We start from the raw sequence: 24,242 nt of genomic DNA, 5'->3' as shown, positions 1-24,242 counted from the left end.
ACCGTGTCAGAGCCGGGCTGCACCGGGTCCCTGCGCGCCGAGGACGTCGTCGGGGTTGAACAGCGCGCAGCTGCGCAGGCTCAGGCAGCCGCAACCGATGCAGTCGGCGAGGTTGTCCCGCAGCCGTTCTAGATGAAGGATCCGGTCGTCGAGATCGGAGCGCCAACCGGCCGACAACCGCGCCCAGTCCCTGCTGGTCGGAACCCGATCGGCGGGCAGCGTCGCCAGCGCCGTGCGGACGCGGGCCAGCGGAATGCCCAGCCGGTGCGACATCTTGATGAACGCGACCCGGCGCAGAGTGTCCCGGCTGTAGCGGCGCTGATTGCCCGATGTGCGCCTGCTGGTGATCAGCCCTTGGCGTTCGTAGAAGTGCAGCGCCGAGATCGCGACGCCGGCCCGACGGGCGAGTTCGCCGGGAAGCAGCTCTTGGCCGTCCACAACCTGAACGATACTTGAGGTCGCTTTCCGCGTTACCGTGCTAGATGTGAGCTTGGGTGTGGATTCCGAGGTGGGCGCACTGCGGGTGGTGATCGTGCACCGGCCCGGTGCCGAGTTGCGCCGACTCACACCGCGCAACAATGACGATCTGCTGTTCGACGGGCTGCCGTGGGTCGCACGGGCCCAGGAGGAGCACGACGAGTTCGCCGGGCTGCTGCGCTCTCGCGGTGTCGAGGTGCTCTTGCTGTCGGATTTGCTGAACGAGGCGCTGGCCAGCGGCGCGGCCAGGATGCAGGGCATCGCGGCGGCGGTCAATGCCCAACGCCTCGGATCTCCTCTGGCGCAGGAGCTTTCGGCTTACCTGCGCGGCCTCGAACCGGCGAGGTTGGCCGATGTGTTAACCGCAGGTATGACGTTCGACGAACTGCCGTCGAACGCGCGCCCGGATGACTCGCTGGTCCGCCGCATGCATCGCAACACCGACTTCGTCATCGAGCCGTTGCCGAACCTGGTGTTCACCCGCGACTCGTCGATCTGGGTCGGACCCCGGGTGGTGATCCCGTCGCTGGCGCTGCGGGCACGAGCCCGCGAGTCGTCGCTGACCGACCTGATCTACGCACACCATCCGCGATTCACCGGCGTTCGGCGCGCCTACGAATCGCGTACCGCGCCGGTAGAAGGTGGCGACGTGTTGCTGCTGGCTCCGGGGGTGCTCGCGGTCGGAGTGGGCGAACGTACCACACCGGCAGGCGCAGAAGCTTTGGCGCGCAGCCTGTTCGACGACGGTCTGGCCGAAACGGTGCTGGCGGTGCCGTTGGCTCAGCGACGCGCGCAGATGCACCTGGACACCGTGTGCACGATGGTCGACACCGATGCGGTGGTGATGTACGCCAACGTCGTGGACACGTTGTCCGCGTTCACCATCGCGCGCACGCCGGACGGGGTTCGGATTTCCGATGAAGCGCCGTTCGTCGACGCCGCGGCCGACGCGCTGGGCATCGCGAAGTTGCGCGTCATCGACACCGGACGCGATCCCGTTGTGGCCGAACGAGAACAGTGGGACGACGGCAACAATACGTTGGCGCTGGCGCCGGGTGTGGTCGTTGCCTATGAGCGCAACTCGCGAACCAACGCCCGCCTGGAAGACGCCGGCATCGAGGTGCTGACGATCGCCGCGTCCGAACTGGGTACCGGGCGTGGCGGCCCGCGGTGCATGGCATGCCCTGCCGCCCGCGATCCGCTGTAATGTTCTGCGTTTCAGCGTTTCCGGTTTCGATTCGATAACCGACACGCGCGCTGCCGGACACCGGGTGGTAACGATCCGGCATCCGGGTTGCCGTTGTCCCATGCAACCTGTCAGCGTGGTGGTCGTGACGATCGATACTGACCGCGTGCCCTACACCGAGTCGCAGCCTTATCGCTGCGGGCGCGGCCACTGGTTGCTGCCGGACCGCATGGTGGCCGGAAGCATGTCGTGCTCCTGCCGTCGGGGACGACACACGACGTGGGAATGCGAATGCGGCGACGTCACGTACGCGCCGAAGCTCAAAGAGTCGTGCAGCCTGGGCGGCTAGATGATCTCTGCGCGAAACAGAAGCCAAGGCAGTAAATTACGCGGCATCACGACCCTGGCTTCTGTATGGCGGCACCGCGGCGTCGCCGACTAGCCCAAGCGCCCGCGAAACCCGCGCAACGACGTCGCGCGGACGGTCTTCCTTGATCACCTTGATCACGTGCCAACCGAGCCGTTCAAACATTTCTGCTCGTCGAATGTCTTTGACATATTGCCTGCGGTCCGTGCGATGTTGGTCGCCGTCGTACTCGAGAGCGACGAGCTTGTCCCGCCAACCCATATCGAGGTAGGCGACCAGCTGTCCATCGGTCACTCGAATCTGCGTGACGGGCCGGGGAAGCCCAGCGTCGACCACAACAAGTCTCAACCACGATTCCCTCGGTGATTCTGCGCCCGCGTCCATGAGGTCGAGGACCTGTCGTGCTCGCTTATTGCCGCGGGCGCCCGGATACCTGTCGATGAGGTGCATGGCCTCCCGAGCCGTGAGACCCGTCGCGCCGGCAAGTGCATCGAGATGAGCGACAGCCTCGGTCCGGGGCAGGTGGCGGGCAAGGTCATAAGCCACTCGAGCTGGCGTGGCAACCGAGATTCCGGCGATCGATGCGACCTCGTCCGCCTGAAATCGCTCGCTGCGAACGATGATGCCCGGAGGGCAGTGGTTGTTGCGCCAGAGCAGCTCGACTGGCGCGTGTTCCCCGACCCATCGTGCGCCGTACAGCGCCGAAGCCGCTCGACCGGTAACGAGCGCCCTCCGGCCGGACCACAGCCAGGCGCCGATCGTCATAACCTCCAACGATCGGGGCATCGACTTCGGAATGTAGACGTCGCGAAAGATCGGCCGATAATTCCAGCGCAGCTGTCCGCGAGTCAGCGAGCCTGAGGCTAGCGACGCGCTTCCGATGATGACTTCGTCCATGCATCTGATCGTGATCGGTGGCACCGACATATCGCCAGTCAGAAGCCAGGGCTGTGGATAGGCGCGAAACCACAGCCTTCGCTGCTGTTTCGCGGTCAACCACTAACGCCAGCTGGGTAGCCAGATCTCCATATTCCAGGTGTTCTGCGAGATGGGCTGGCCGGTCAGCACCGGGAAGAGCCAGGCGAAATTCGTCAAAACCAATGCGACGTAACAGGACACCGCGATGAGCCCGAGGGTGCGGCGTTCGCTGTTCTTGTTGGGTTTGTACAAGATGTCGCCGAGAATCAGCGCGATCGCCATCGCCAAGAACGGTCCCATGGTGGCCGCGTAGAAGAAGTACATCTGCCGGTCGATGTCGGCGAACCACGGCAGCCAACCGGCGCAGTAGCCAACCAGCACCGCGGCGTAACGCCAGTCGCGGCGCACGAACGTCCGCCAGCACGCATAGCCGAGCACCGGGACCGCCAGCCACCACATCGCCGGCGTCCCAACCAACATCACGGCCTTGACGCATGACTGCGCGCCGCAACCCGGAACGTTCTGCTGGTCGATGGCGTAGAGCACCGGCCGCAGCGACATCGGCCACGCCCACGGTTTGGATTCCCACGGATGATGGTTACCCGCGGCATTCGTCAGGCCGGCGTGAAACTCGTAGGCCTTCGCGGTGTAATGCCACAGCGAGCGGATCGCATCGGGCAGTGGGAATTTCGTGTGTGATCCGATCGACTGGCCGACCTCGTGGCGGTCGATGGCGGTCTCGGAGGCGAACCACGGCGCGTAGCTGGCCAGGTAGACACCGAACGGGACGAGCACCAACGCGTACACGGTGGGGATCAGATCCCGGCGAATCGTCCCCAGCCACGGCCGCAGCACCCGGCATTGCCTGCGCGCCGCGACATCGAACCCCAGTGACATCAAGCCGAAGAACACCACAAAATACAGCCCGGACCACTTTGTCCCGCAAGCCAATCCGAGCAGCACGCCAGCACCGAACCGCCACCACCGCACACCGAGCCGCGGACCCCAGATCGTCTCGTCGATGCGGCCTTCGGTCAGCGCGACGTAAATGCGCTCGCGGACCTGATCCCGGTCGACGATCAGCGCGCCGAACGCGGCGACCACCAGGAACGCCAGGAACCCGTCGAGCAGCGCCGTGCGTGCCACCACGAAGCTGACCCCGTCGGCGATCAATAGCATCCCGGCGATCCCGCCGACCAGCGTCGACCGACTGATACGCCGCACGATCCGGACGACCAGTGCCACCATGACGATGCCGAGGACCGCGCCGGTGAAGCGCCAGCCCAGCCCGTTGTAGCCGAAGAGTGCCTCGCCGATCGCGATCAACTGCTTGCCCACCGGCGGATGGACGACGAGGCCATAGCCGGGGTTGTCCTCGACACCGTGGTTGTGCAGCATCTGCCAGGCCTGCGGCGCGTAGTGCTTCTCATCGAAGATCGGCGTGCCGGCATCGGTGGGCGACCCCAGGTTCACTGTTCTCGTCACCGCGGCCAGCGCCGTGACGACGCCGGTCACCACCCAGCCCTGCAACCGGTCGACCGGTCCGAAGTCAGGCGCCTGTTCGGTTGGCCCCGGGCTGATCACCGGTACCGCAGCCTCGTCAGCGACGAGTTCATCGGGCGGAGCGGTCACGCGACCGATCGTAAGCTGTGGGCCGTCACGTCCAGGCAAACAGCCTCCCATCAGGATTTTTGCCAGGGGCGACGCTGCCAACAACACAGGCAAGCCAGTTTTACTCGATCTTGACCGCATTGTGAATCGTCTCACCGACGATCGTTAACGTGAGTACGCTTCAAGCCGTGGAGCTGGGGGTTTTGGGACCTCTCCAGGTCCGGCAGAACGGCACACCGTTCACGATTCCGGGCGGGAAACCGCGCGCCATCCTGACGATGCTCGGCCTGCACAGCGGTTCGGTGGTGTCGGCCGAAACGCTCATCGAGTTGCTCTGGGGCGACGATCCACCCCGCACCGCCGCGAAGGCCCTGCAGACCCACATCTCCGCGGTGCGCCGCACCCTGGGAGACGGCTTCGTGTTGACCGAGGGAGTGGGGTGGACCCTCGCCGAGAGCGAGGTTGATGCCTCGCGTTACAAGACGGCCGCTCGATTGGGACGCGATGCCGCCGCGACTCACGACATGAGCCAAGCGGTGACCCGCTTCGAGCAGGCGCTGACTCTTTGGCGCGGCACTCCCGAATTACCCGATACCCGCCGGGGAATATCTGAGAAGACGCGGTGGATCGAAGGACATGCCGCGCTCGTGGAGGATCGGGCCGACGTGCTGCTCACGACGGGCCGGGCCGCGGAGATCATCGGCGATCTCGAGGCGGCGGTGGCCGATGCGCCGTTGCGCGAAAGGCGTTGGGGACAGCTGATGCTCGCCCTCTATCGGGCCGGCAGGCAGGGTGAAGCCCTTGGCGCTTACCAACGGGCACGGACGCTGCTGGCCGACGAGTTGGGAATCGATCCCGGGCCGGAGCTTCGCCGGCTCGAGACCTTAATCGTCGGACAGGACGCTGCGCTGGAAATCCCTGCTGCACAAGATCTTCCGTCGGTCACGCGCACCGTCACCTTCCTGCTGACCGACATCGAGGGATCCACGGCTGCCTGGGAGGCCGACGCCGGCGCCATGGCGGCGGCGCTCGCGCGCCACGACGATCTCGTCCAACAGGTCGTCACGTCCCGCGCCGGCCGGCTGATCAAGACGCGTGGCGAGGGCGATGCCACCTTCTCGGTCTTCGAACGGGCCTCGGCGGCCGCAGCCGCCGCTATCGAGCTTCAAGAGGCAATCTCCCACGAACCGTGGGGGCTCCAAGAACCAATGCGTATCCGCGTTGCACTGCATACCGGAGAGGTCGAGCTGCGCGACGGCGACTACTTCGGTAGGGCGGTCAATCGGGCTGCCCGCCTGCGGTCGTTGGCGATCGGCGGCCAGATCCTATGCTCTGGTGCGATCGCCGAGCTCGTCGTTGACTCGCTGCCCGACGACGTTGTGCTCGCCGATGTAGGGATGCGTCAGCTCAAGAACCTGGCCCGCCCTGAGCACGTTTTCGAGCTGCGGCTGGAGACCTCCGCACCGCCTCAAGAGGCAAACGACGCACCAATCGAGCGTCCGGACCTCCCCGCTGTCCTGACCGGCCCCGGACCGTTCGTGGGGCGCGGCCGTGAACTCGAAGGGCTGGTGTCCGCCTGGCAGACCGCGCTGGCCGGCGGTACGCATGCGGTGCTGATTGCCGGCGAACCAGGAGTAGGCAAGACACGTTTGGCCGGCGAGTGGTCCCGGCAGGCTTACCAGTTAGACGCGATCGTGCTCTACGGTCGCTGCGATGAAGATCTCGGTGCGCCATATCAACCCTTTGCGGAGGCGCTGCGTTCGCTCGTGCCCTGTCTTGGCGCCAGCCGACTCCGCGGAATGCGGGGCGTTGAAGCATTACTTCCTCTGGTTCCCGGGCTGACCGACCTCCTTCCTGATCTGGCCGCGCCAACCCGCGCCGACCCGGAGACCGAACGCTACGCACTGTTCGACGCCGTCGTCGCACTGTTGGAAGTCGCCTCCGCCGGCGCACCCGTCGTGCTGATCCTCGACGACCTGCACTGGGCGGCCAAGCCCACGCTGCTGTTGCTGCGGCATCTGCTGCGCTTCGGTGATCGCGCGCGCGTGCAGATCGTCGGCACGTACCGCAGCACCGACCTTGACCGTTCCCATCCCCTCGCGGCGATGCTCGCCGACCTGCATCGCGGTGCCGGTTCGGGCACCGCCAACCGCCTTGCGCTCACCGGCCTCGACGAAGATGACGTGACCGCATATGTCACCGAGGCCGGTTACAACGACGAAGAACTCGCCCGGGCGTTGGCCTCGGTAACCGGTGGGAACCCGTTCTTCCTCATCGAGGCGCTGCGGCACGTGGACGAGACCGGCGGCGTATGGGATCCGACCACATTGCCACAAGGTGTCCGAGAAACCGTGAGCCGCCGCCTATCACGTCTTACAGCGGAGACGAACACAGCGCTCGCCGCGGCCGCGGTCGTCGGTAGCCGGTTCGCCCTGGACCTCGTGGAGAAGGTGGTCGAGCAGGACCTGGTTGACGCGTTCGACGAGGCGTGCAAGGCCGGCATCGTCATCGAAGAGCCGGGCGGCCGCTACCGGTTCAACCACGCCATCGTCCGACAGTCGCTGCTCGCCGAGTTGCCGTCGGTGCGGCGCCTGCGGCTGCACCAGCGCATCGCCACGACGCTCGAGAACGAGCCCGGCGCCGACGACGAGCTGCTTGCCGAACTGGCTCACCATTACTTCGAATGTGCTTGGGCGGGAAACGCGGCCAAAGCTGTCGAGTACTGCCGACGCGCCGCGGACCAGGCGGTGGCTCGTCTCGCTTACGAGGGCGCCGCCGACCTTTACGGCCAGGCCTTGCACGCGCTGGAGGAGATCGACGACGAGCTTCCCGACCGCGAGGACCAGGCCGGCGAGCTACTGGTGGCGCGCTGCGAAGCTCTGCTGGCCGCCGGTGACGTGGCATCTGCGGCAGGCGCGGTCGCCCAATTGCAGCACGCGACAGTCAATTCGGCGCGGCTTGCGGCATGGGCGACGTGCTTCGATGGCCAGCTGTCAATGCTCATCCATCCCGAGCGACTGGATGAGGTTGAAACCGCTTTAGGCTTGGCCGCCCAAAAACTGGCCGAATTAGACGATGCGGCAGGCGAAGCCACCGCTCATACTATTCGGGCCGCATGCCTTGCCCGCCTCGGCCGAATTGGTGACTGCGAAATCGCGCTGGACGACGCTCTCACGGCGGCCAGGCGGGCGCGTGATCATCGCCGGGTCAACGCGGTGTTGGCGGGCGCGCCTCTCGCCGCGCTGTGGGGCCCGAACCCGGTCCCGCGTGCGGGCGGACGGTGTCTCGATGTGGTGCGGCTGCTGCGAATCACGACCGATTCTCCTGCGGTTGAGGCGACGTCGACACGGTGCCAGGCCGTGTTGGAGGCCTTCCGCGGACGCGCCGAGGCGGCGCGGCGGATGATCGACTCGGCACGGCGTACTGTCACCGAACTCGGCCTGCGCCATGCCCTTCTGGAAGTTCAGCAGTTTGCCGGCATTGTCGAGTTGGTCGCCGACGATCCGGCCGCAGCCGAGACACATCTGCGCAAGGCGTACAACGGCTTTCGTCGGATGGGCTTGGACGCCGACACCGCCGAAACGGCCGCGTTGCTGGGTCGGACGTGTCTGGCGCTCGATCGAGACGCCGAGGCCGACGAATTGTGCTCGGAGAGCGAGCATCTCGCTGGGCACGCACTGAAGGCCTCAATCGCCTGGCGCACGCTGCGGGCGAAGCTGCTTGCGCGGGGCGGTGATCACGTCGAGGCCCGACGGGTTGCCGAGGCTGCGGTCAGCCTAGCAGCGAGCACCGACGCGCTGGTCGACCATGGCGAAGCATGTCTTTCACTGGCAACGGTTTTGGGCACCGCCGGTGACGCTGCGGGGGCTCGCGCCGCTGCCGAACGGGCGGTGGATCTGTATGAACGGAAAGGTGCTGCGGCACTTGCCGAGAAGGCGCGGCTCATCCTCGGCGATAGCGGCCGACCCTCTGCCCCGGCTCCAGCCGAATTACCGCCGGTTGTCGAACTCGACAATGCATGCATACGGTCCGGCAAACGCGTTGCGGCTGCGATCAATCGCGAAGCCTGGGACGAATTCGAGCGACTCTATGCGCCCGAGGTTTTCAGCGAGAGTCACCGGAAGGTCATTGGCTTTACCCATGCCGCCGGCGCGATTGTCCCACCGGAAGACTGGGCACATGAGGTTGGACGAATTCTAGGGGCGAGCGGCGTGCACGTCACCGCGCACGATATCGCCGTGCGAGGCGAGCGCCTGGCTCTCTGTCGAATGGCGGTGGGCACTGCCGATGCGAGCCCTGGCGCGCCGCGGGACGAATTTCTCCAGATATACGCCATCGACGAAGAGGGTCGAATCTGCCTGCAGATCTTTTTCGACATGGAAGACATGGAAGCCGCGATCGCCGAACTCGACGCCGCGCAGGCACGCTTCGCGGAAGACGCACACCGTCAGGTTCGGCGGCTGGAAAGCACTGCGAGCCAAGCGGTCGAACGCTATTTCGCACACTTCGCAGCCCGGGACTGGGACGCGCTGGCGAAGATATTGGCCGACGACTTTGTGGGCGACGATCGTCGCCGAGTGGTGAACGGCGGCGTCCGCAACGGTCGAGATGCCGAAATTGCAAACATGCGGGCGATCGCCGAGATCGGCTATGTCGACATAACGTCGACCCCCATCGCGACCCGCGGCGAGCGCCTCGTGCTCGCTCGTCACTCGTTCACTAACCGCGACTGGCCCGAGCCGCTCGACGACGAGATGATCGACGTCGTCGAGATCGACTCCCAAGAGCGGATAGTGGCACAAATCGCGTTCGACTCCAACAACATCGACGCAGCACTAGCCGAGCTCGATGCGAGATACCTCGCCGGCGAAGCGGCAGCCTACGCACATGTCCTGCGGCCCGTAATGGACACGGTGGGGGAGCTCAATCGTCACGAGCCGGGGCCAATGCTTGGGCGGCTTGTGTTTGCCGATCATCGACGCGTCCCGTTCGGGTCGGCGGAAAACTATGGGCGAGCGATCGAGGAGCTGTGGACACTGGTGCCCGACGCCCGCTATTGGACGAAGGCCGTACATGCGCTCGACGCCCACGGGCTAGTCTCCACCCTCGTCATCGAAGGGACCGACGCACACGGGAACGAATTGCAGTGGGGCCGCACCTTTTTGTTTCTTTCCGGCGGACCGCTGGTGGAGGTCTACGAAGAGGCAGACCTCGACGCCGCGCTTGCCCGCTTCGGGGAGCTGCGCCCGCAGATGCGGCGGCTGGAGAACGCGGCAAGCCATGCGGCCGAGCGCCACTCGGCGTACTTCGCGGCCCGCGACTGGGATGCGCTCGCGGACGTACTGGCTGACGAGTTTGTCACCGACGATCGCCGTCGTGCCGTAAACGCGGGGATCCGGCACGGGCGAGATGCCGAGATCGCAAACATGCAGGCCGCCGCCGAGGTCGGGATCACCTACACGGCGTTTGTTGTCATCGCAACCCGCGGCGAGCGCCTAATCCTGACGCACGCCTCGGTCGGCGGTGGCGGCGGGTCCGCGGAGTTCAGCACGGATGTCATGAGCGTCGTTGAAATTAACTCGCACAATAAGATCGCGGCGTTTGTCATATTCGAGCTCGACGACTTCGACGCCGCCCTAGCCGAGCTCGACGCCCGATATCTCGCCGGCGAAGCGGCCGCCCACGCGCGCGTATGGTCACGGATCATGGCCGGCCACGCCGCGCTCAACCGGCAGGAGCTGCCGCCGATCACACCGGACTGCGCAACCATCGACCACCGCCTCGGGACGGCGTTCGCGCCCGGCGAGCTGGTCGAATACCTTAGTGCGGGGTGGGATCTCAAGCAAACGACCCGGAATTACGTCGAGGTTGTGCATCGACTGAGCGACCTCGGAGCGGTCTGGACCGATGTGGGGCAAGGAGTCTCGGACGAGGGCTTCGACGCCGAGTGGCAGGTGATCACTGTTGCCACGGTGGAAGATGACATGGTCAACCGCTGCGAGATTTTCGATGAGGGCGATCTCGAAGCAGCACTCGCGAAATTCGACCAGCTCAGCCGGCCGGCACCGCGGCTGGAAAATGGGGCCAGCCAAGCGTCCGAGCGGTATATGGCGCACTTCGCCGCGCGTGATTGGGATGCGCTGGCGAAGGTGTTGGCCGCCGACATCTGTGTGGACGATCGCCGGCGGCTCGTAAACGCAGGGATCAAGCACGGTCGGGATGCCGAGATCGCTAACCTGCAAGCGGCCGCCGAAGTCGGAATCGCCCACTTCGCGTCCGTCGTTATCGCAGCCCGTGGACAACGCCTCATCCTTGCGCACGTCTCGGGCGGCGAAGGCAGCGGGTCCGGGGAATTCCTCAACGAGGTGCTGGGCCTGATCCAAATCAACTCCGACGGTGAGATCTCGGCGATTGCCGTGTTCGACCTCGACGACTTCGACGCCGCCATAACGGAACTCGACGCCCGTTACCTCGCCGGCGAAGCGGCTCCCCACGCGCACACCTGGTCGGTGATCACGGCTGGCTACGCGGCGCTCAATAGACATGAACTGCCTTCGACGACGACAGATTGGGTCAACATTGACCACCGCCGGGGAACATCGTTTGCGTCCGGTGAAATGCCTGCGTTACTTGACGCGGCGTGGAATCTCACGACGGAACTCAGGCATTCCGTCGAGGCTGTGCATCGCCTGAATGATCTCGGAGCGGTCATCACCAACACGTCGCGTGAGACCTCGAAAGACGGCTTCGACGCCGAGTGGCGGGTGATCACCGTTGCATCGGTGGAAGGCGACATGCTCAGTCGCTGCGAGGTTTTCGACGAGGCAGACCTCGACGCCGCGCTCGCGAGGTTCGATCAGCTCAACCCGCCGCCACCGCGGCTGGAAAACGCGGCAGGCCGAGTCGCCGAACGCGCCTCGGGTTACTTCACGACCCGTGACTGGGATGCGCTTGCGGACGTACTGGCTGACAACTTCGTCACCGAAGATCGCCGTCGGGCCGTAAACGCGGGGATCCGGCACGGGCGAGATGCCGAGATCGCAAACTGGCAGGCGGCCGCCGACGTCGGCTTTACGAACTTGACGCTGACAGACGTTGCGACTCGGGGTGGGCACCTCATCCTTATCCATCTTGAAGCCTCGGGCCGCGACCCCGAGGCGATTCGAGGTGAATTCCTGGTCGTCATCGAGATCGACGCCGACGAACGGATCGTGGTATTCGTGGTGTTCGATCTCGACGACCTGGAAGCCGCGATCGCGGAACTCGACGCGCGGTACATCGCCGACGAAGCGGCACCCCACGCGCACACGTGGTCGGTAATCGCGGGTGTTATCGTTGCGCATAATCGGCGGGAAATCGCGCCGGTGACAACGGATATGGTGAGTCTCGACCACCGCCGCGGGGCAGCGTTTGCGCCCGGCGAAGGTCTCGAATACATCCGTATCGGCTGGGACCTCGGCCAAAGCCTCAAGACCTACATCGAGAGAGCACATCGGTTGAACGACCTCGGTGCGGTTTTCACGTGGGCGGGACACGGGACCTCGCGCGAGGGCTTTGACGCCGAGTGGCGGGGGGTCACCTTGATGACCGTCGACGGCGAAATGGTCTCCCGCATGGAGGTATTCGATGAGGGAGACCTAGACGCTGCTCTCGCGAAGTTCGATCAGCTCAGCCGACCGACGCCACGGCTGGAAAACGCGGCAAGTCAGGCGTACGAGCGCTTCCGAAGGTACTTCGCCGACCGCGACTGGGCTGCCATGGGGGAGCTGCTGACCCCCGATACATCTGTCGACGACCAGCGACGAGTCGTGAACGCTGAGATCAGGCGGGGCCGGGATGTCGAAATCGCGAATATGCGGGCCTTCGCGGACATTGGGGCCAAGAAGAGTACGGCGACAGTCATCGCGATTCGAGGCGAACACCTTGTCCTCTGCCGGACCTGTATCGCGGGCGACGACGAGCAACCTGGGGGATTCCGCATCGAGATGCTCAATATCGTCGAGACCACCGCCGAGATGCGGATCCTGGCACGCGTCGCATACGACCCAGACGATATCGACGCAGCCATCGAAGAACTCGACGCCAGGTACATCGCCGGTGAGGCAGCACCATATCGAGACGCGTGGTCCGTCATCGCTGCCGGCTACGCCGCGCTCAACCGGTACGAGGTCCCGCCATCGGCGCCGGACTACGTGAACATCGATCACCGGTTACGGGCGACGTTCGAGGCGGCGGATCTGGGCGAAAACCTCCGCACTGCTTGGGATCTCACTCCGGAGCTTACGGGCTATATCGAGGTTGTGCATCGGCTGAGTGGCCTGGGAGCGCTCGTCACGCACGCCGCGCATGGAACCACGCAAGACGGCTTAGACGCCGAGTGGCGAGGGATCCACTTTTTGACGCTCGACGGTGGCATGGTCAACCGCTGCGAAATGTTCGATGAGGCAGATATGGACACCGCGCTCGCAAAGTTCGACCAACTCGGCATTCCGGCATTGCGGTTAAAAAATGCTGTAGCAGAACGCATTTCGGTGCATATCTCGACCCGCGACTGGGAGGCCCTGGCACAGGATTTCGCCGACGACTACTGCCTCGATGACCGTCGCCGGGTCGTGAATGCCGGAGTGATGCATGGCCGAGACGCCGGCGCCGAGAATACACGGGTGGCCGCCGAAGTCGGCTTGTTGACGAACTTCACGTCGACAATCATTGCGAGCCGGGGCGAACGCCTCACTCTCGAGCGCTTTCACGCTTCCGGCGCCGACCCCGAGTCGATTCAAAATGAGGCCCTCAACATCGTCGAAATCGACGCCGACGAGCGGATCGCAGCGGTCGTCATGTTCGACGTGGATGACATCGACGCGGCCATTGCCGAACTCGACGCCCGCTACCTCGCCGGCGAGGCGGCCGCCCACGCACTGACGTGGGCCCGCGTCACCCGAGCGTATGCAGCGCTCAACAGGCGCGAACTCCCAGCGACGACGCGGGACTGGGTAAATATCGATCACCGGCGACTCGCACCGATCGCAGACGGCGATCTCGGCGCATACCTCCGTGCAACGTGGGACCTCTCGCCGCAATCCGGCATCTACATCGAATCCGCGCATCGGTTACACGAGAGTGGCGCGGTCGTTACCCACGTCGTGAATGGGAGCTCCCAGCAGGGTTTTGACGCCGAGTGGCGGACTGTCGTCCTGACGACGTACGAAGGCGACAAGATCAGCCGCTGCGAGCTATTCGACGAGGCCAACCTCGACGCCGCGCTTGCGCGTCTCGAGGAACTGCAACCGCAGCCACGACGACTGGAAAACGGGGCAAGCCGTCTCCACGAGCGCTTCCTGGAGTACTACGCGGCAGCGGACTCGCAGGCGATGGCGGAGATGCTGGTCGACAACTATTGCAGCGACGATCGCCGTCGGCTGGTCGGCTCGGGAGTCCGACATGGTCGAGACGCCCACATCGCAGACATGCGGGCGAGGGCAGAGCTGTGGAACACGAATCTGGAATCGACCGTCATGGCGATCCGCGGTGAGCGCCTCGCCCTCATGCGCATCGGTTTGTCGGACCGCGATGACGAGCCCGAGGCATTTTCCACAGAAGCGCTCGCCATCGGCGAGATCGACGCCGACGAGCGGCTCGTCGCGACGGTCACATTCGACTTCGACGAAATCGACGCTGCCTTCGAGGAACTCGACGCCCGGTATCTCGCCGGAGAAGCGGCCGCCCACGCGCACACATGGTCGGTCATCGCGAACGTCAACGCAGCGTTCAACCGGCACGAGATGCCTTCGGTGACGCCGCACTGGGTCAATATCGATCACCGGCCTGTGACAGCTTTCGCGCCCGGTGACATGGCGGAGTACATCCATGCCACGTGGGACGTCGCGCCGGACATCAGGAACCGCATCGTGGCCGTGCATCGTTTGACCGACCTCGGAGCGGTCAACACTCAGACGACACATGGGATCTCGCAAGAAGGTTTTGAGGCCGAGTGGCGGGAGATAACGCTCCTGACGGTCGAAGGCGACTCGCTCGACCGCATCGAGATCTTCGACGAGACCGACATGGACGCCGGCTTCGCCCGCTTTGAGGAACTGCAGCGGCAACCACCACGGCTGAAAACCGCGGCAAGCCGAATCATCGAGCGGTACCTGGCGCACTTCGCAGCCCGCGACTGGGCCGCCTTGGCGAAGCTACTTGCCGACGACATTGTCTCGGACGACCGCCGCCGTGTCGTGAACGCAGGGATTCGACGCGGCCGAGATGTGCACATCGCGGACAATCGAGTCGTCGTCGAGGTCAGCGCACCGACCATGTCTTCGAACGTCATCGCGGCCCGCGGCGAGCGCCTTGCCCTCGCTCATCTCCATATCTTCAACCGTGGCATGTCCGGCGAGGTAGGCGCCGACGTGCTCGGCATCGCCGAGATCGACGCCGACGAGCGGATCGTCGCGCTGGTCACGTTCGACCTTGACGACATCGACGCCGCCTTCGAGGAGCTTGATGCCCGCTATCTCGCCGGCGAAGACGCCGCCTGCCAACGCGTTTGGTCGGTCGTCACCGAGGGCTATGCCCAACTGAATAAGCACGAACTACCCGTTTGGACATCGGATTGGTTGACGATCGACCACCGGATGCGTGCCACTTTCGAGGCGGCTGATCAGATCGCGTACATCCGCGGCGCATGGGATATCACGCCAAACCTCAAGATGTACATCGAAGCCGTGCATCGGCTAAGCAGCCTCGGAGCAGTCGTCACCCATGCGGCGTATGGGTCGACGCCAGAAGGCTTTGCTGCCGAATGGCGCATGATCGAACTTCTGGTGGTCGGGGACGACAACATTAACCGCTGCGAGCTGTTCGACGAGGCGGGCCTGGACGCCGCGATGGCGCGCTTCGCGGAGCTGCAACCGCAGCCACGGCGACTGGAAAACGCCGCAAGCCAACTAGTCGAGCGTTTCCGGGCCTTCTTCGCGGAGCGCAATTGGGCTGCAGTCGCTGAGAATTCGGCCGATGAAGTATTCACCGAAGATCGCCGTTCGGTTGTCAGCAGCGGGATTCTGCACGGACGAGACGTTGACCTCGCGAACGTACGGGCGATCGCCGACCTCGGGGCGACCGATCTAAGGTCGACGGTCATCGCAACCCGTGGCGAGCGCCTTGTCCTCACCCGACTCCGCCTCTCGGGCCGAGATCACCGACCGGAGGCGTTCCACAGTGAAATGCTCGGCATCGTCGAGATCGATGCAAACAACCGGGTCGCGGCGCGCTTCCTATTCGACATCGACGACATCGATGCTGCATTCGAGGAACTCGACGCCCAGTATCTCGTCGGCGAGGCGGCCGCGTATTCGCGCGTGTGGTCGGTTATCGCGAGGACCACCGCCGCGTTCAACCGGCACGAGCTACCGCCGACGATGTCGGATTGGGTAACCATCGACCACCGGACGCTCGCCCCGGCCGACGCGAGTGATCTGCCGGCGGCCATGCACGCCATTTGGGACCTCACGCCGGACCTCAGCACCCACATCGAGGCGGTGCATCGGCTCAGCAGCTTCGGAGCGGTGGTCACCTATACGGCGTACGGGACCTCAATAGAAGGCTTCGCCGCCGAGTGGCGAATGGTCGACCTTCTCGGTGTCGAACGCGACCGGATCAAACGATGCGAAATCTTCGACGAGGCAGACCTGGACGCCGCGCTGGCGAGGTTCGACGAGCTCGAGCGGCAGACGCCTTCCTTCGGGAATGCCGCGACCCGAATCTGGCCACGCGTGGCCCAGGCGGTCAACCGCCGCGACGTGGATGGGCTCCTTGCGCTCGCCGGTCCGGATTACCGATTTGAGGATCGGCGAAAAGGCCTGCGCGATGGATTCGAAGGTCAAACACGGATGCGGGAGGTCGTGCGGACCATCTTCGAGATGACGCCCAGCAGCTGGCGGTTGGAGGTGGAGCCAATCGCTATCAGGGGACCGCGGCTCTCGTTAGTCCGCGAGTATTATCGCGACGTCGACGAGGCCGACCGGCCGATCGTGGTGGAGCTCTTGCAATTCGCGGAAGTCAACGACGACGACCTATTGCAGGAGCTCATCAGCTTCGATCCCGACGACCTTGACGACGCCTTCGCTGAAATCACTGCCCGATGGGTCGCGTCGGGGGAGGTTGCCTATCCCGACCTCATCCAAGCGGTGGACCGGATCAACGCGACGATCAACCGTCATGACTGGGATGCTGTCGCAACACATTTCGCTGGCGCCGACTACGTCAACCACCGACAGCTGGCGCAATCGGTCAACGGCACGATCGCCGACTGGCTGACATCAATGCAGACAATTGCATCCCTCGTGCCCGACTTATGGGTCGAGCTCGCCGAGGTTCTGGCGCGCTCTGCGATAGGCATCGTGGGCCGGATAGCTCTGAAGGGCACGTCGACCGATGGCGTCGCGGCCGAGATTTCGTTCGTCGTGCTCATGCTTCTCCGCGGTGAACGTGTCACCCGTCTGGAGGCCTTCGATGAAGATCAACGCGACGTGGCCCTCGCCCGGTTACAGGAATTCAACCGACCGGTCTGATTCATGGGAGGTCGGCCGACCGATCGTAGGCTGTGCCCCATGACCGCCCGCCGACGACGATGCAGAGCGAAGCGATGCTGAGGAGCGGCGCATGACCGAAGGCCGACTGCTGCTGGGCGCCACGCCGTTGGGCCAGCCGTCCGATGCGTCACCGCGGCTAATCGCCGCCCTGGCGTCGGCCGATATGGTGGCCGCCGAGGACACCCGCCGGGTGCGGACGCTGGCCAAGGCGCTCGATGTCCGGATCGGCGGCAACATCGTCAGCTTCTTCGATCACGTCGAGGCCGCCCGGGTGCCCGAGCTGGTCGACGCGATCAGCGCGGGCGCCACCGTGCTGGTCGTCAGCGACGCGGGCATGCCGCTGATCAACGACCCGGGCCACCGGCTGGTGGCGGCGTGTGTGGAGGCAGGTCTGCCGGTGCAGTGCCTGCCCGGTCCGTCTGCGGTGACGACCGCGCTGGCGGTTTCGGGGTTGTCGTCGGAGAAGTTCTGCTTCGAGGGGTTCGCGCCACGCAAGCAAGCCGCGCGCAAGAGTTGGCTGGCGTCGCTGGCGACGGAGCAGCGCACCGCGGTGTTCTTCGAATCGCCGCGCCGGCTGGCCGCTTGCCTGCAGGACGCCGTCGATCAGCTTGGCGGGGACCGTCGGGCCGCGGTATGCCGTGAGCTGACCAAGGTGCACGAGGAAGTGGCACGCGGATCGCTGCAGGAGTTGGCCGCGTGGGCGGCCGACGGCGTGCTGGGCGAGATAACCGTGGTGTTGGCCGGTGCCGTGCTACGCGCCGATCTGCCGACATTGGTGGCTCGGGCGAATGAGTTGGTCGACGCCGGCATGGGCGTCAAAGACGCTTGCGCGCAGGTGATTGCGGCTACGCCCGGAGCCGCATCACGGCGTGAGCTCTACGACGCGGTGCTGCGATCGCGCGACTGACGCGGCTTGACTTGGCTCACGATTTGCGGTTCGAGGTAGCCGCGGCGGTGGCCATGCCGGAGGCTGGGGTAAGCAGCGGTCGGTGGCCAATCGGGCGTGCCGCTTAGAGGTGACTACGGCCTACCCCGGCTCGGATCGACGGCCGAAACTTGTCGGACCCGGCTGTAATGATGCGGTTATGTCCTTGACCGCGTCGTCTCCTGAAGTGGTGAGCCCTGCCGAGCGTGTGGAGGTGTTGTTCGGGGAGTTGGCGGAGTTGGCCGGTCAGCGCAACGCCATCGATGGGCGCGTTGTGGAGATTGTCGCCGAGTTGGATCGCGACGAGCTGTGGGGGGCTACGGGTGCACGGTCGGTGGCAGCGTTGGTGGCTTGGAAGCTGGGCTCGTCATCGGGAAATGCCCACACGATCGCGACAGTGGCGCGCCGGCTGCAGGAGTTTCCCCGCTGCGCGGCGGGCATGCGGGAAGGTCGACTGTCGCTGGATCAGATCGGGGTGATCGCGGGACGGGCAGGCGAGGGCTCCGATCAGCATTACGCCGAGCTCGCCGCTGTCGCGACGGTCAACCAGCTGAGCACCGCGGTGAGATTGGAACCGCGACCCGAACCTGATCCTCGACCTGAACCACCCCCGCGCTCGATCAGCAAGACCGCCGACGCGGCGTCGAGCTGTTGGCGGATCAAACTTCCCCACGACGAGGCGGCGACGTTCGACGCGGCATTGGCGTCTCATCGGGATGCGCTGTTCGCCGAGTGGAAACAGGACCACGGCCACGGCGAGCCCGCCGGCGATCATGTACCGCCGCTGCCCACCACTGTCGACGCGTTTATGCGCCTAATCGAAGCCGGATGGGACGCCGAGGCGGCCCGCCGCCCACACGGGCAGCACACCGCCGTGGTGGTGCACGTCGACGTTGCCCAGCGCGCGGCGGCGCTGCATCTGGGTCCGCTGCTCACCGACGCCGAACGCCGGTACCTGACCTGTGATGCCACCTGTGAAGTCTGGTTCGAACGGGACGGCCAGGTCATCGGCGCCGGGCGGGCGACCCGCCAGGTCAACCGGCGGCTTCGCCGCGCGCTCGAGTACCGCCATGCCGCGTGCGCGGTTCCGGGTTGTGGGGCCACCCGCGGGCTACACGCACACCACATCCGGCACTGGGAAGACGGTGGTCCGACCGAGCTGTTCAACCTGGTGCTGGTCTGCCCGTATCACCACCGGTTGCACCATCGCGGCGTCATCACCATCGCCGGAACCGCCGACGATCTCATCGTCACCGACAGCTCTGCTCGACAACTCAGCTCAGGATCTCTCGCACGTCCGCCGACCCTTCCCCCGCCCGATGTCCCACCGTGTCCCGGGCCAACCGGCGAGCGCGCCGACTGGTGGTGGTACGAACCCTTCCAGCCGCAGGCGCCACCAACATATAATTAGGTCAGTGCTGGAGCAGGTCGTGACTGGCACCGTACCCAGGTCTAAACAGCTTCAGGCACAGCGGAATTCATTCGCGATGCTAGCTATCGGGTCTTGATACTCAACGCCGCATTTAAACCCGCAACTCTGCCGGGATGGGCGTGAAAGACGCCTGCGCGCAAATGATTGCGGCTACGCCGGGGGCGCCGTCACGGCGTGAGCTCTACGACGCGGTGCTGCGATCGCGGGCCTGAAGCGGCTGAAGCCGCACCCGCGCCGATGATCGGCGCCGCCTTGTGCAGGCATTCCTCCCACTCGGCGTCGGCGTCGGAGTCGGCGGTGATGCCGCCGCCGGAACCCAGCACCGCGTTGCCGACGGCGTCGAACTCCACCGTCCGGATCGCCACGTTGAGCTCGCAGCCGGCTATCGGCGAGGCCAAACCGACTGTGCCGCAGTAGACTCCGCGCCTGGTCTGCTCCCACTGCGAAATCAGTTGTCGCGCTCGGAGTTTGGGTGTGCCGGTGACCGACGCGGGCGGGAATGCCGCGTCCAGCAGAGCTGACATCGGCAGCTCGACGGGCATCTGCGCCGACACCGTCGACACCAGGTGCCAGACACCCGGAGCCGGCCGCACCACCAGCAGCTCCGGCACCGTCACCGACCCGGTGACGGCGACCCGGCTCAGGTCGTTGCGGACCAGGTCGACGATCATGACGTTCTCGGCCACGTCCTTGCTCGAGGCCCGCAGCGACGACGGGGGAGCCGTCAGCGGCACCGTGCCCTTGATCGGGCTGGACGTGACGACATCGCCGCGCCGGCACAAGAAGAGTTCCGGTGACAGCGAGGCCACCGCGCCCCATGACCCGGCGACGTAGGCCGCCCGCGCCGGCGCGGTGCGCGTGATGCCGTCGATGAAGAAATCCAGCGGTTCCCCGGTGATGGTGCCGGCGAACTGCGTGCACACGCAGGCCTGATACACCTCGCCGGCCCGGATCGCTTCCAAACAGGCCAGCACGCCCTCGCGGTGCGCCTTGCGGTCGGCCGAGTCCCAGTCCATCCGGAACGCCTGCGCCGGTACCGGTGTGCTCAGCGCGTGGACCAGCCAGTCGGGCATCGGCGCTCCGGACAAGCTCTCGTACCACCACTGCCGGTCGCGGTCGCACCGCAGCACGCAGTCCGTCCAGCCGCCGGCGGCCTCCGGGATCCGGGCCGGACACCCCGCCGAACCCGCATCGGGGTAGGACAGGTAGCCCACCCAGCCACCGCCGACCGCGGTGCTGTGCGAACCGGGTGGCACGTCGAAGGCGTTTTCGGTCTCGATAGGCCGGATATCCACGCTCGGTGCGATCAACGCCGACGCGCCGAACCAGCCCCCGGTCAGTGCCGCCGGCGGCGGCAATTCCCACCGGTTCGCGGCGTCGCCGACGGCGCGCAGCACCTCGGGAGCGCTGCCGAGATCACCGAGCCGGTCGATTCGCACGCCCCCAGCTTTGCAGAAATCTCAGCTGCGGCTGATTTTGCGTACGGTCGCGGCCGCCGCGAGCTTGTCAGGGTTACGCATCGCGTAGAAGTTGGTGATCGTGCCGTCGATGATCTCGACGGTGAAAAGGCCCTCGAGATAGTCGGCGACATAGATGGCGATCGCCGGCGCGGCGTTGCAGGTGACCAGCTCCACCCGGACGTCGGGGACCTGCATTCCCTTGCTGACCAGACCGACGACCGCCCTGGCGACCTTGTCGGCGCCGATCACCGGTCGACGGGCCGCGCTGGCCTTGCCGCCGCTGTCGGCGGTCCACACCACGTCGGGGGCCAGCATCGACATCACCATCTGCACGTCGCCGCCTGCGGCCGCCGCCATGAATTCGGTCGCGATGCGGGCGTTCTGTGCAGGGTCGACCGGGGTGAAGCGTTTGCGTCGGGCGTGCACGTGCTCGCGGGCCCGGTGGGCGACCTGCCGAACGGCGGGCACCGATTTGTCGACCGCAGAGGCGATTTCGTCATAGTCGAAGCCGAACACCTCACGCAGCACGAAGACCGCGCGTTCGTCCGGGCTCAACGTCTCCAGCAGCACCAGCATGGCCATCGAAACCGATTCGGCCAGAACGACATCGGCCGACGGATCTTGCTCGTCGAGCAGCAATGGCTCGGGTAGCCACGGTCCGACGTAGTCTTCTCGACGCCGCGCGTCGGCCCGCAAAGTGTTGAGCGCCTGACGAGTGACCAGCCGCGCCAGATACGACTTCGTATCGTGGACGTCGGCCAGGTCTACCTGCGCCCAGCGCAGGTAGCTGTCCTGTAGTACGTCGTCGGATTCTGTTGTGGAGCCGGTGATCTCGTAGGCGATGGTGAAGAGCAGCGGGCGCAGCAGGATGAATCGTTCGGCGTGCTCGTCGGCGGCGGTCACGGCACCGAGATCGCATCGGATGCGAACTTCTCGGATCGCTTGCCGCCCTTGAGCCAGCGGTACCATCCCGGTTTGGCGGCTTCGCGGCGAATGCCCCACACGGTGCCCTTGCAGATCGCCTCCTTGATCGCCGCGGCCGCCCGGCCGCCTATCACCAGGTTCAGCGGGGTGTCGTCGGGCCGGGAGGTCTGGATGGTGCCGTAGCCGCGGCCGAGGCTCACGCACTGTCCGGTGAACGCCTGGTTGATGGCCGCGGGCGGCGTGCCGGCGATGCGGCTGAGCACGGTGTTGGCGGCCTGCGCGCCGAGCGGAATGGCGGCCTGGCAGCTCATCCGCAGCGGGTGGTCGGAGGGCGCGGCGGCGTCGCCGGCCGCCACGATGCGGGCATCGTCCACGCTGGTCAGTGTCTCATCGGTGAGCAACCGTCCGAGGCTATCGGTGCGAAGCCCACTGCGGGCGGCCAGATCTGGCACCCCGAAGCCCGCCGTCCATACCGTCACCGCGCTGGGCAGCAGCGCGCCATCGGCCAGCGCCACCTCATCGTGGCGGACCTCGGCGACCGTCGCGGTCTCGAACACGTCGACTCCGAGGCGGCGCAGCCACTTGGCCACCGAACGCCGTCCGGGCTTGCTGAGCGACGGCCCCAGCGTCCCGCCGCAGACCAGGTTCACCCGTCGGCCCTGCTCGGCCAACTCCGACGCCGTCTCGATGCCGGTCAGTCCGGCGCCGACGACGGTGACCGGCGCGTCGGGGTGCAGTTCGTCCAGCGTGTCACGCAGCCGCTCGGCGTGTTCGAATTCCGCGACGGAATAAGCGAATTCAGCCGCACCGGGGACCGCGGCCGGGACCGCTCCGGTGCTGCCCACCGCGTAGATGACGTAGTCGTAGTCCAGCACCGCGCCGGACGTCAGCTCGACGGTGCGGGCAGTGGCGTCGATGCGCTCGGCGCCGTCGACGACGAGTCGGATGCCTTCGCCGAGCAGGGTGCCGTAGTCGACGGCGGCGGTGCCGCTGCCGGCGACCATTTGGTGCAAGCGGATTCGTTCGACGAACACCGGCCGCGGGTTGACCACGGTGATGTCGACATCGGCGCGCAGGCGCAGATGGTTGGCGGCCAGTGTGCCGGCGTATCCGCCGCCGATCACGACGATGTGAGTGCGCTGGGCGGTCATGGTTGTCTCCTGTTCTCGGGATGTGCTGCCCTCAAGACACCGCGGCGGCTGCGGATGTGACTCGCTGTGACCAGGCTCACTGCGAGGCGACGACCGCGGCGGTCAGAAGATCGATGCGGGCCTCGCGGTAGTCCGGTCGCAGCCGGCCGCCGCGATCGAGGGTGACCAGCCCGTGCAGGGCGGCCCAGACCACCTCGGCCAGGGTGTCGGGGTCCCGCTCACCAGCGACCATGTCCACCGCCGCACGCAACTCGCCGAAAGCGGCCCTCGGCTCTGCCGGTGTGTCGTCGGTGGCGAACCTCATCGTCGTAGCGCGGGTGAACATCGCGTCGAACAACACCGGGTTGTCGTGCGCAAACCCGATGAACGCGTGGGCAACTCGTGCCAGCGCATCCGGTCCGTCGACCGCGCGGCCGCGCGCTGCGGCCAGCACCCGGCCGAGTTCGGCGAAGCCCTCAATGGCGACCGAGGCGACGATGTCTTCCATGCCGGAGAAGTGCTTGTAGAGGACCGGCTGGCTGTACTCGATCTCGGTCGACAGTCGTCGGGTGGTGACGGCGTCCCAACCCTCCCGTTCGGCCAACCTGCGAGCGGTGGTGGTGATCAGTTGACGGCGGGCAGCACGTTCGCGCGCGCGGCGATCCTCGATGGCCATGAGAGTATGTTAGCGCCGATAGAGAAAATAGCGCCGCTATTGACACGAACTCCGCCAAGGGTTAGCGTCGCTAGCATGTCTGACTTCTTCGCGTTGATCGCGGTGCTGGGCACCGCGGTGGTCTACGGGACCGACGTGTTCTGCGCACTGGTTCAACGGCCCGCCCTCGCCCAGGTCGACGACCGGGCGCTGGTGGCAGTGATGGGTAACGTGCACCGCTACGGCGACCGGCGGATGCCGGTGCCTGGTGTCATCGGCCTGGTGGCCGCGGCTGTCAGCGCAGTGCTGGCCGCGGCGTCCGGCCGCGCGATTCCGGCGATCGCGGCCGGCGTCGCGGTCGGATTGCTGGTGGTGTGGCTCGGGCTCTACCTGTCGGTGAGCGCGCCGATCAACCGCCAACTCACCGCGGCCGCCGGCAAACCGGAGCCATTGATGAATGCACGTGCACTGCAACATCATTGGGACAGGGTCATCACGATCAGGGCCGTCCTGCAAGGCTTCGCTGTCACGGCGTTGTGCGCAGCACTGCTGACCTGAAACTGGGAA

General features: G+C 65.8%; 13 protein-coding genes and 1 pseudogene. 7 read left to right on the top strand and 7 right to left on the bottom strand.

Annotated elements, in window-relative coordinates:
- Positions 1-6 precede the first annotated feature (6 nt).
- Entirely contained in the window at positions 7-438 is a 432-nt protein-coding gene (gene soxR / locus G6N27_RS11010) for a redox-sensitive transcriptional activator SoxR (protein ID WP_163776363.1), read from the bottom strand.
- A gap of 37 nt (positions 439-475) precedes the next feature.
- On the opposite strand from soxR, the gene arcA reads away from it, so the two are divergent.
- The gene (gene arcA, locus G6N27_RS11005) at positions 476-1,684 is read left to right on the top strand and encodes an arginine deiminase (protein WP_163776362.1); all 1,209 of its coding nucleotides are present in this window, start codon (positions 476-478) and stop codon (positions 1,682-1,684) included.
- A 124-nt stretch (positions 1,685-1,808) separates the two neighbouring features.
- Positions 1,809-2,012 carry a hypothetical protein gene (locus tag G6N27_RS11000; RefSeq protein WP_163776361.1) on the top strand — a complete coding sequence of 68 codons (204 nt, stop codon included), beginning with the start codon at positions 1,809-1,811 and terminating at the stop codon, positions 2,010-2,012.
- Between the two features lie 36 nt (positions 2,013-2,048).
- On the opposite strand, the gene G6N27_RS10995 is transcribed toward G6N27_RS11000, so the two are convergent.
- Both G6N27_RS10995 and G6N27_RS10990 read right to left on the bottom strand, forming a co-directional pair.
- Complete coding sequence (locus G6N27_RS10995) at positions 2,049-2,927, bottom strand: hypothetical protein (RefSeq protein WP_163776360.1); 879 nt, start codon at positions 2,925-2,927, stop codon at positions 2,049-2,051.
- A gap of 102 nt (positions 2,928-3,029) precedes the next feature.
- Positions 3,030-4,580: a dolichyl-phosphate-mannose--protein mannosyltransferase gene (locus tag G6N27_RS10990; RefSeq protein ID WP_372513047.1), complete on the bottom strand. Its 1,551-nt coding sequence runs from the start codon at positions 4,578-4,580 to the stop codon at positions 3,030-3,032.
- 167 nt (positions 4,581-4,747) lie between these two features.
- Here G6N27_RS10990 and G6N27_RS10985 point away from each other — a divergent pair, with 167 nt between their 5' ends.
- The 4 genes and pseudogenes from G6N27_RS10985 to G6N27_RS25260 all read left to right on the top strand — a co-directional run.
- The gene (locus G6N27_RS10985; RefSeq protein WP_163781649.1) at positions 4,748-17,128 is read left to right on the top strand and encodes a BTAD domain-containing putative transcriptional regulator; all 12,381 of its coding nucleotides are present in this window, start codon (positions 4,748-4,750) and stop codon (positions 17,126-17,128) included.
- Between the two features lie 91 nt (positions 17,129-17,219).
- Positions 17,220-18,056: a 16S rRNA (cytidine(1402)-2'-O)-methyltransferase gene (gene rsmI, locus G6N27_RS10980; RefSeq protein ID WP_163776358.1), complete on the top strand. Its 837-nt coding sequence runs from the start codon at positions 17,220-17,222 to the stop codon at positions 18,054-18,056.
- Between the two features lie 178 nt (positions 18,057-18,234).
- Complete coding sequence (locus G6N27_RS10975; protein WP_163776357.1) at positions 18,235-19,485, top strand: HNH endonuclease signature motif containing protein; 1,251 nt, start codon at positions 18,235-18,237, stop codon at positions 19,483-19,485.
- Between the two features lie 131 nt (positions 19,486-19,616).
- Positions 19,617-19,718 (top strand): annotated as a pseudogene (locus tag G6N27_RS25260) (16S rRNA (cytidine(1402)-2'-O)-methyltransferase); the annotation flags it as partial.
- Here G6N27_RS25260 and G6N27_RS10965 read toward each other — a convergent pair.
- The 4 genes from G6N27_RS10965 to G6N27_RS10950 all read right to left on the bottom strand — a co-directional run bounded on the left by G6N27_RS10965 (position 19,674) and on the right by G6N27_RS10950 (position 23,696).
- Complete coding sequence (locus tag G6N27_RS10965) at positions 19,674-20,945, bottom strand: aminodeoxychorismate synthase component I (RefSeq protein WP_163776356.1); 1,272 nt, start codon at positions 20,943-20,945, stop codon at positions 19,674-19,676. The pseudogene G6N27_RS25260 and the gene G6N27_RS10965 overlap by 45 nt on opposite strands.
- A gap of 21 nt (positions 20,946-20,966) precedes the next feature.
- Positions 20,967-21,869, bottom strand: coding sequence for an RNA polymerase sigma-70 factor (locus G6N27_RS10960; RefSeq protein WP_232064954.1), 903 nt, complete (start codon positions 21,867-21,869; stop codon positions 20,967-20,969).
- Positions 21,866-23,041 (bottom strand): NAD(P)/FAD-dependent oxidoreductase, encoded by a 1,176-nt coding sequence (locus G6N27_RS10955; protein ID WP_163776354.1) that lies wholly within the window; start codon positions 23,039-23,041, stop codon positions 21,866-21,868. Before G6N27_RS10955 ends, G6N27_RS10960 begins: the two co-directional genes overlap by 4 nt.
- Positions 23,042-23,117: 76 nt before the next feature.
- Positions 23,118-23,696, bottom strand: a complete 579-nt coding sequence (locus G6N27_RS10950; RefSeq protein WP_163776353.1) for a TetR/AcrR family transcriptional regulator — start codon at positions 23,694-23,696, stop codon at positions 23,118-23,120.
- Between the two features lie 75 nt (positions 23,697-23,771).
- Here G6N27_RS10950 and G6N27_RS10945 point away from each other — a divergent pair, with 75 nt between their 5' ends.
- Positions 23,772-24,233 carry a DUF1772 domain-containing protein gene (locus tag G6N27_RS10945; RefSeq protein WP_232064952.1) on the top strand — a complete coding sequence of 154 codons (462 nt, stop codon included), beginning with the start codon at positions 23,772-23,774 and terminating at the stop codon, positions 24,231-24,233.
- The last annotated feature ends 9 nt before the right edge of the window (positions 24,234-24,242 follow it).

The organism is Mycobacterium cookii (assembly GCF_010727945.1).
In the GTDB taxonomy this organism is placed as follows: domain Bacteria; phylum Actinomycetota; class Actinomycetes; order Mycobacteriales; family Mycobacteriaceae; genus Mycobacterium; species Mycobacterium cookii.
This window is presented reverse-complemented; position numbering and strand designations above follow the sequence as displayed.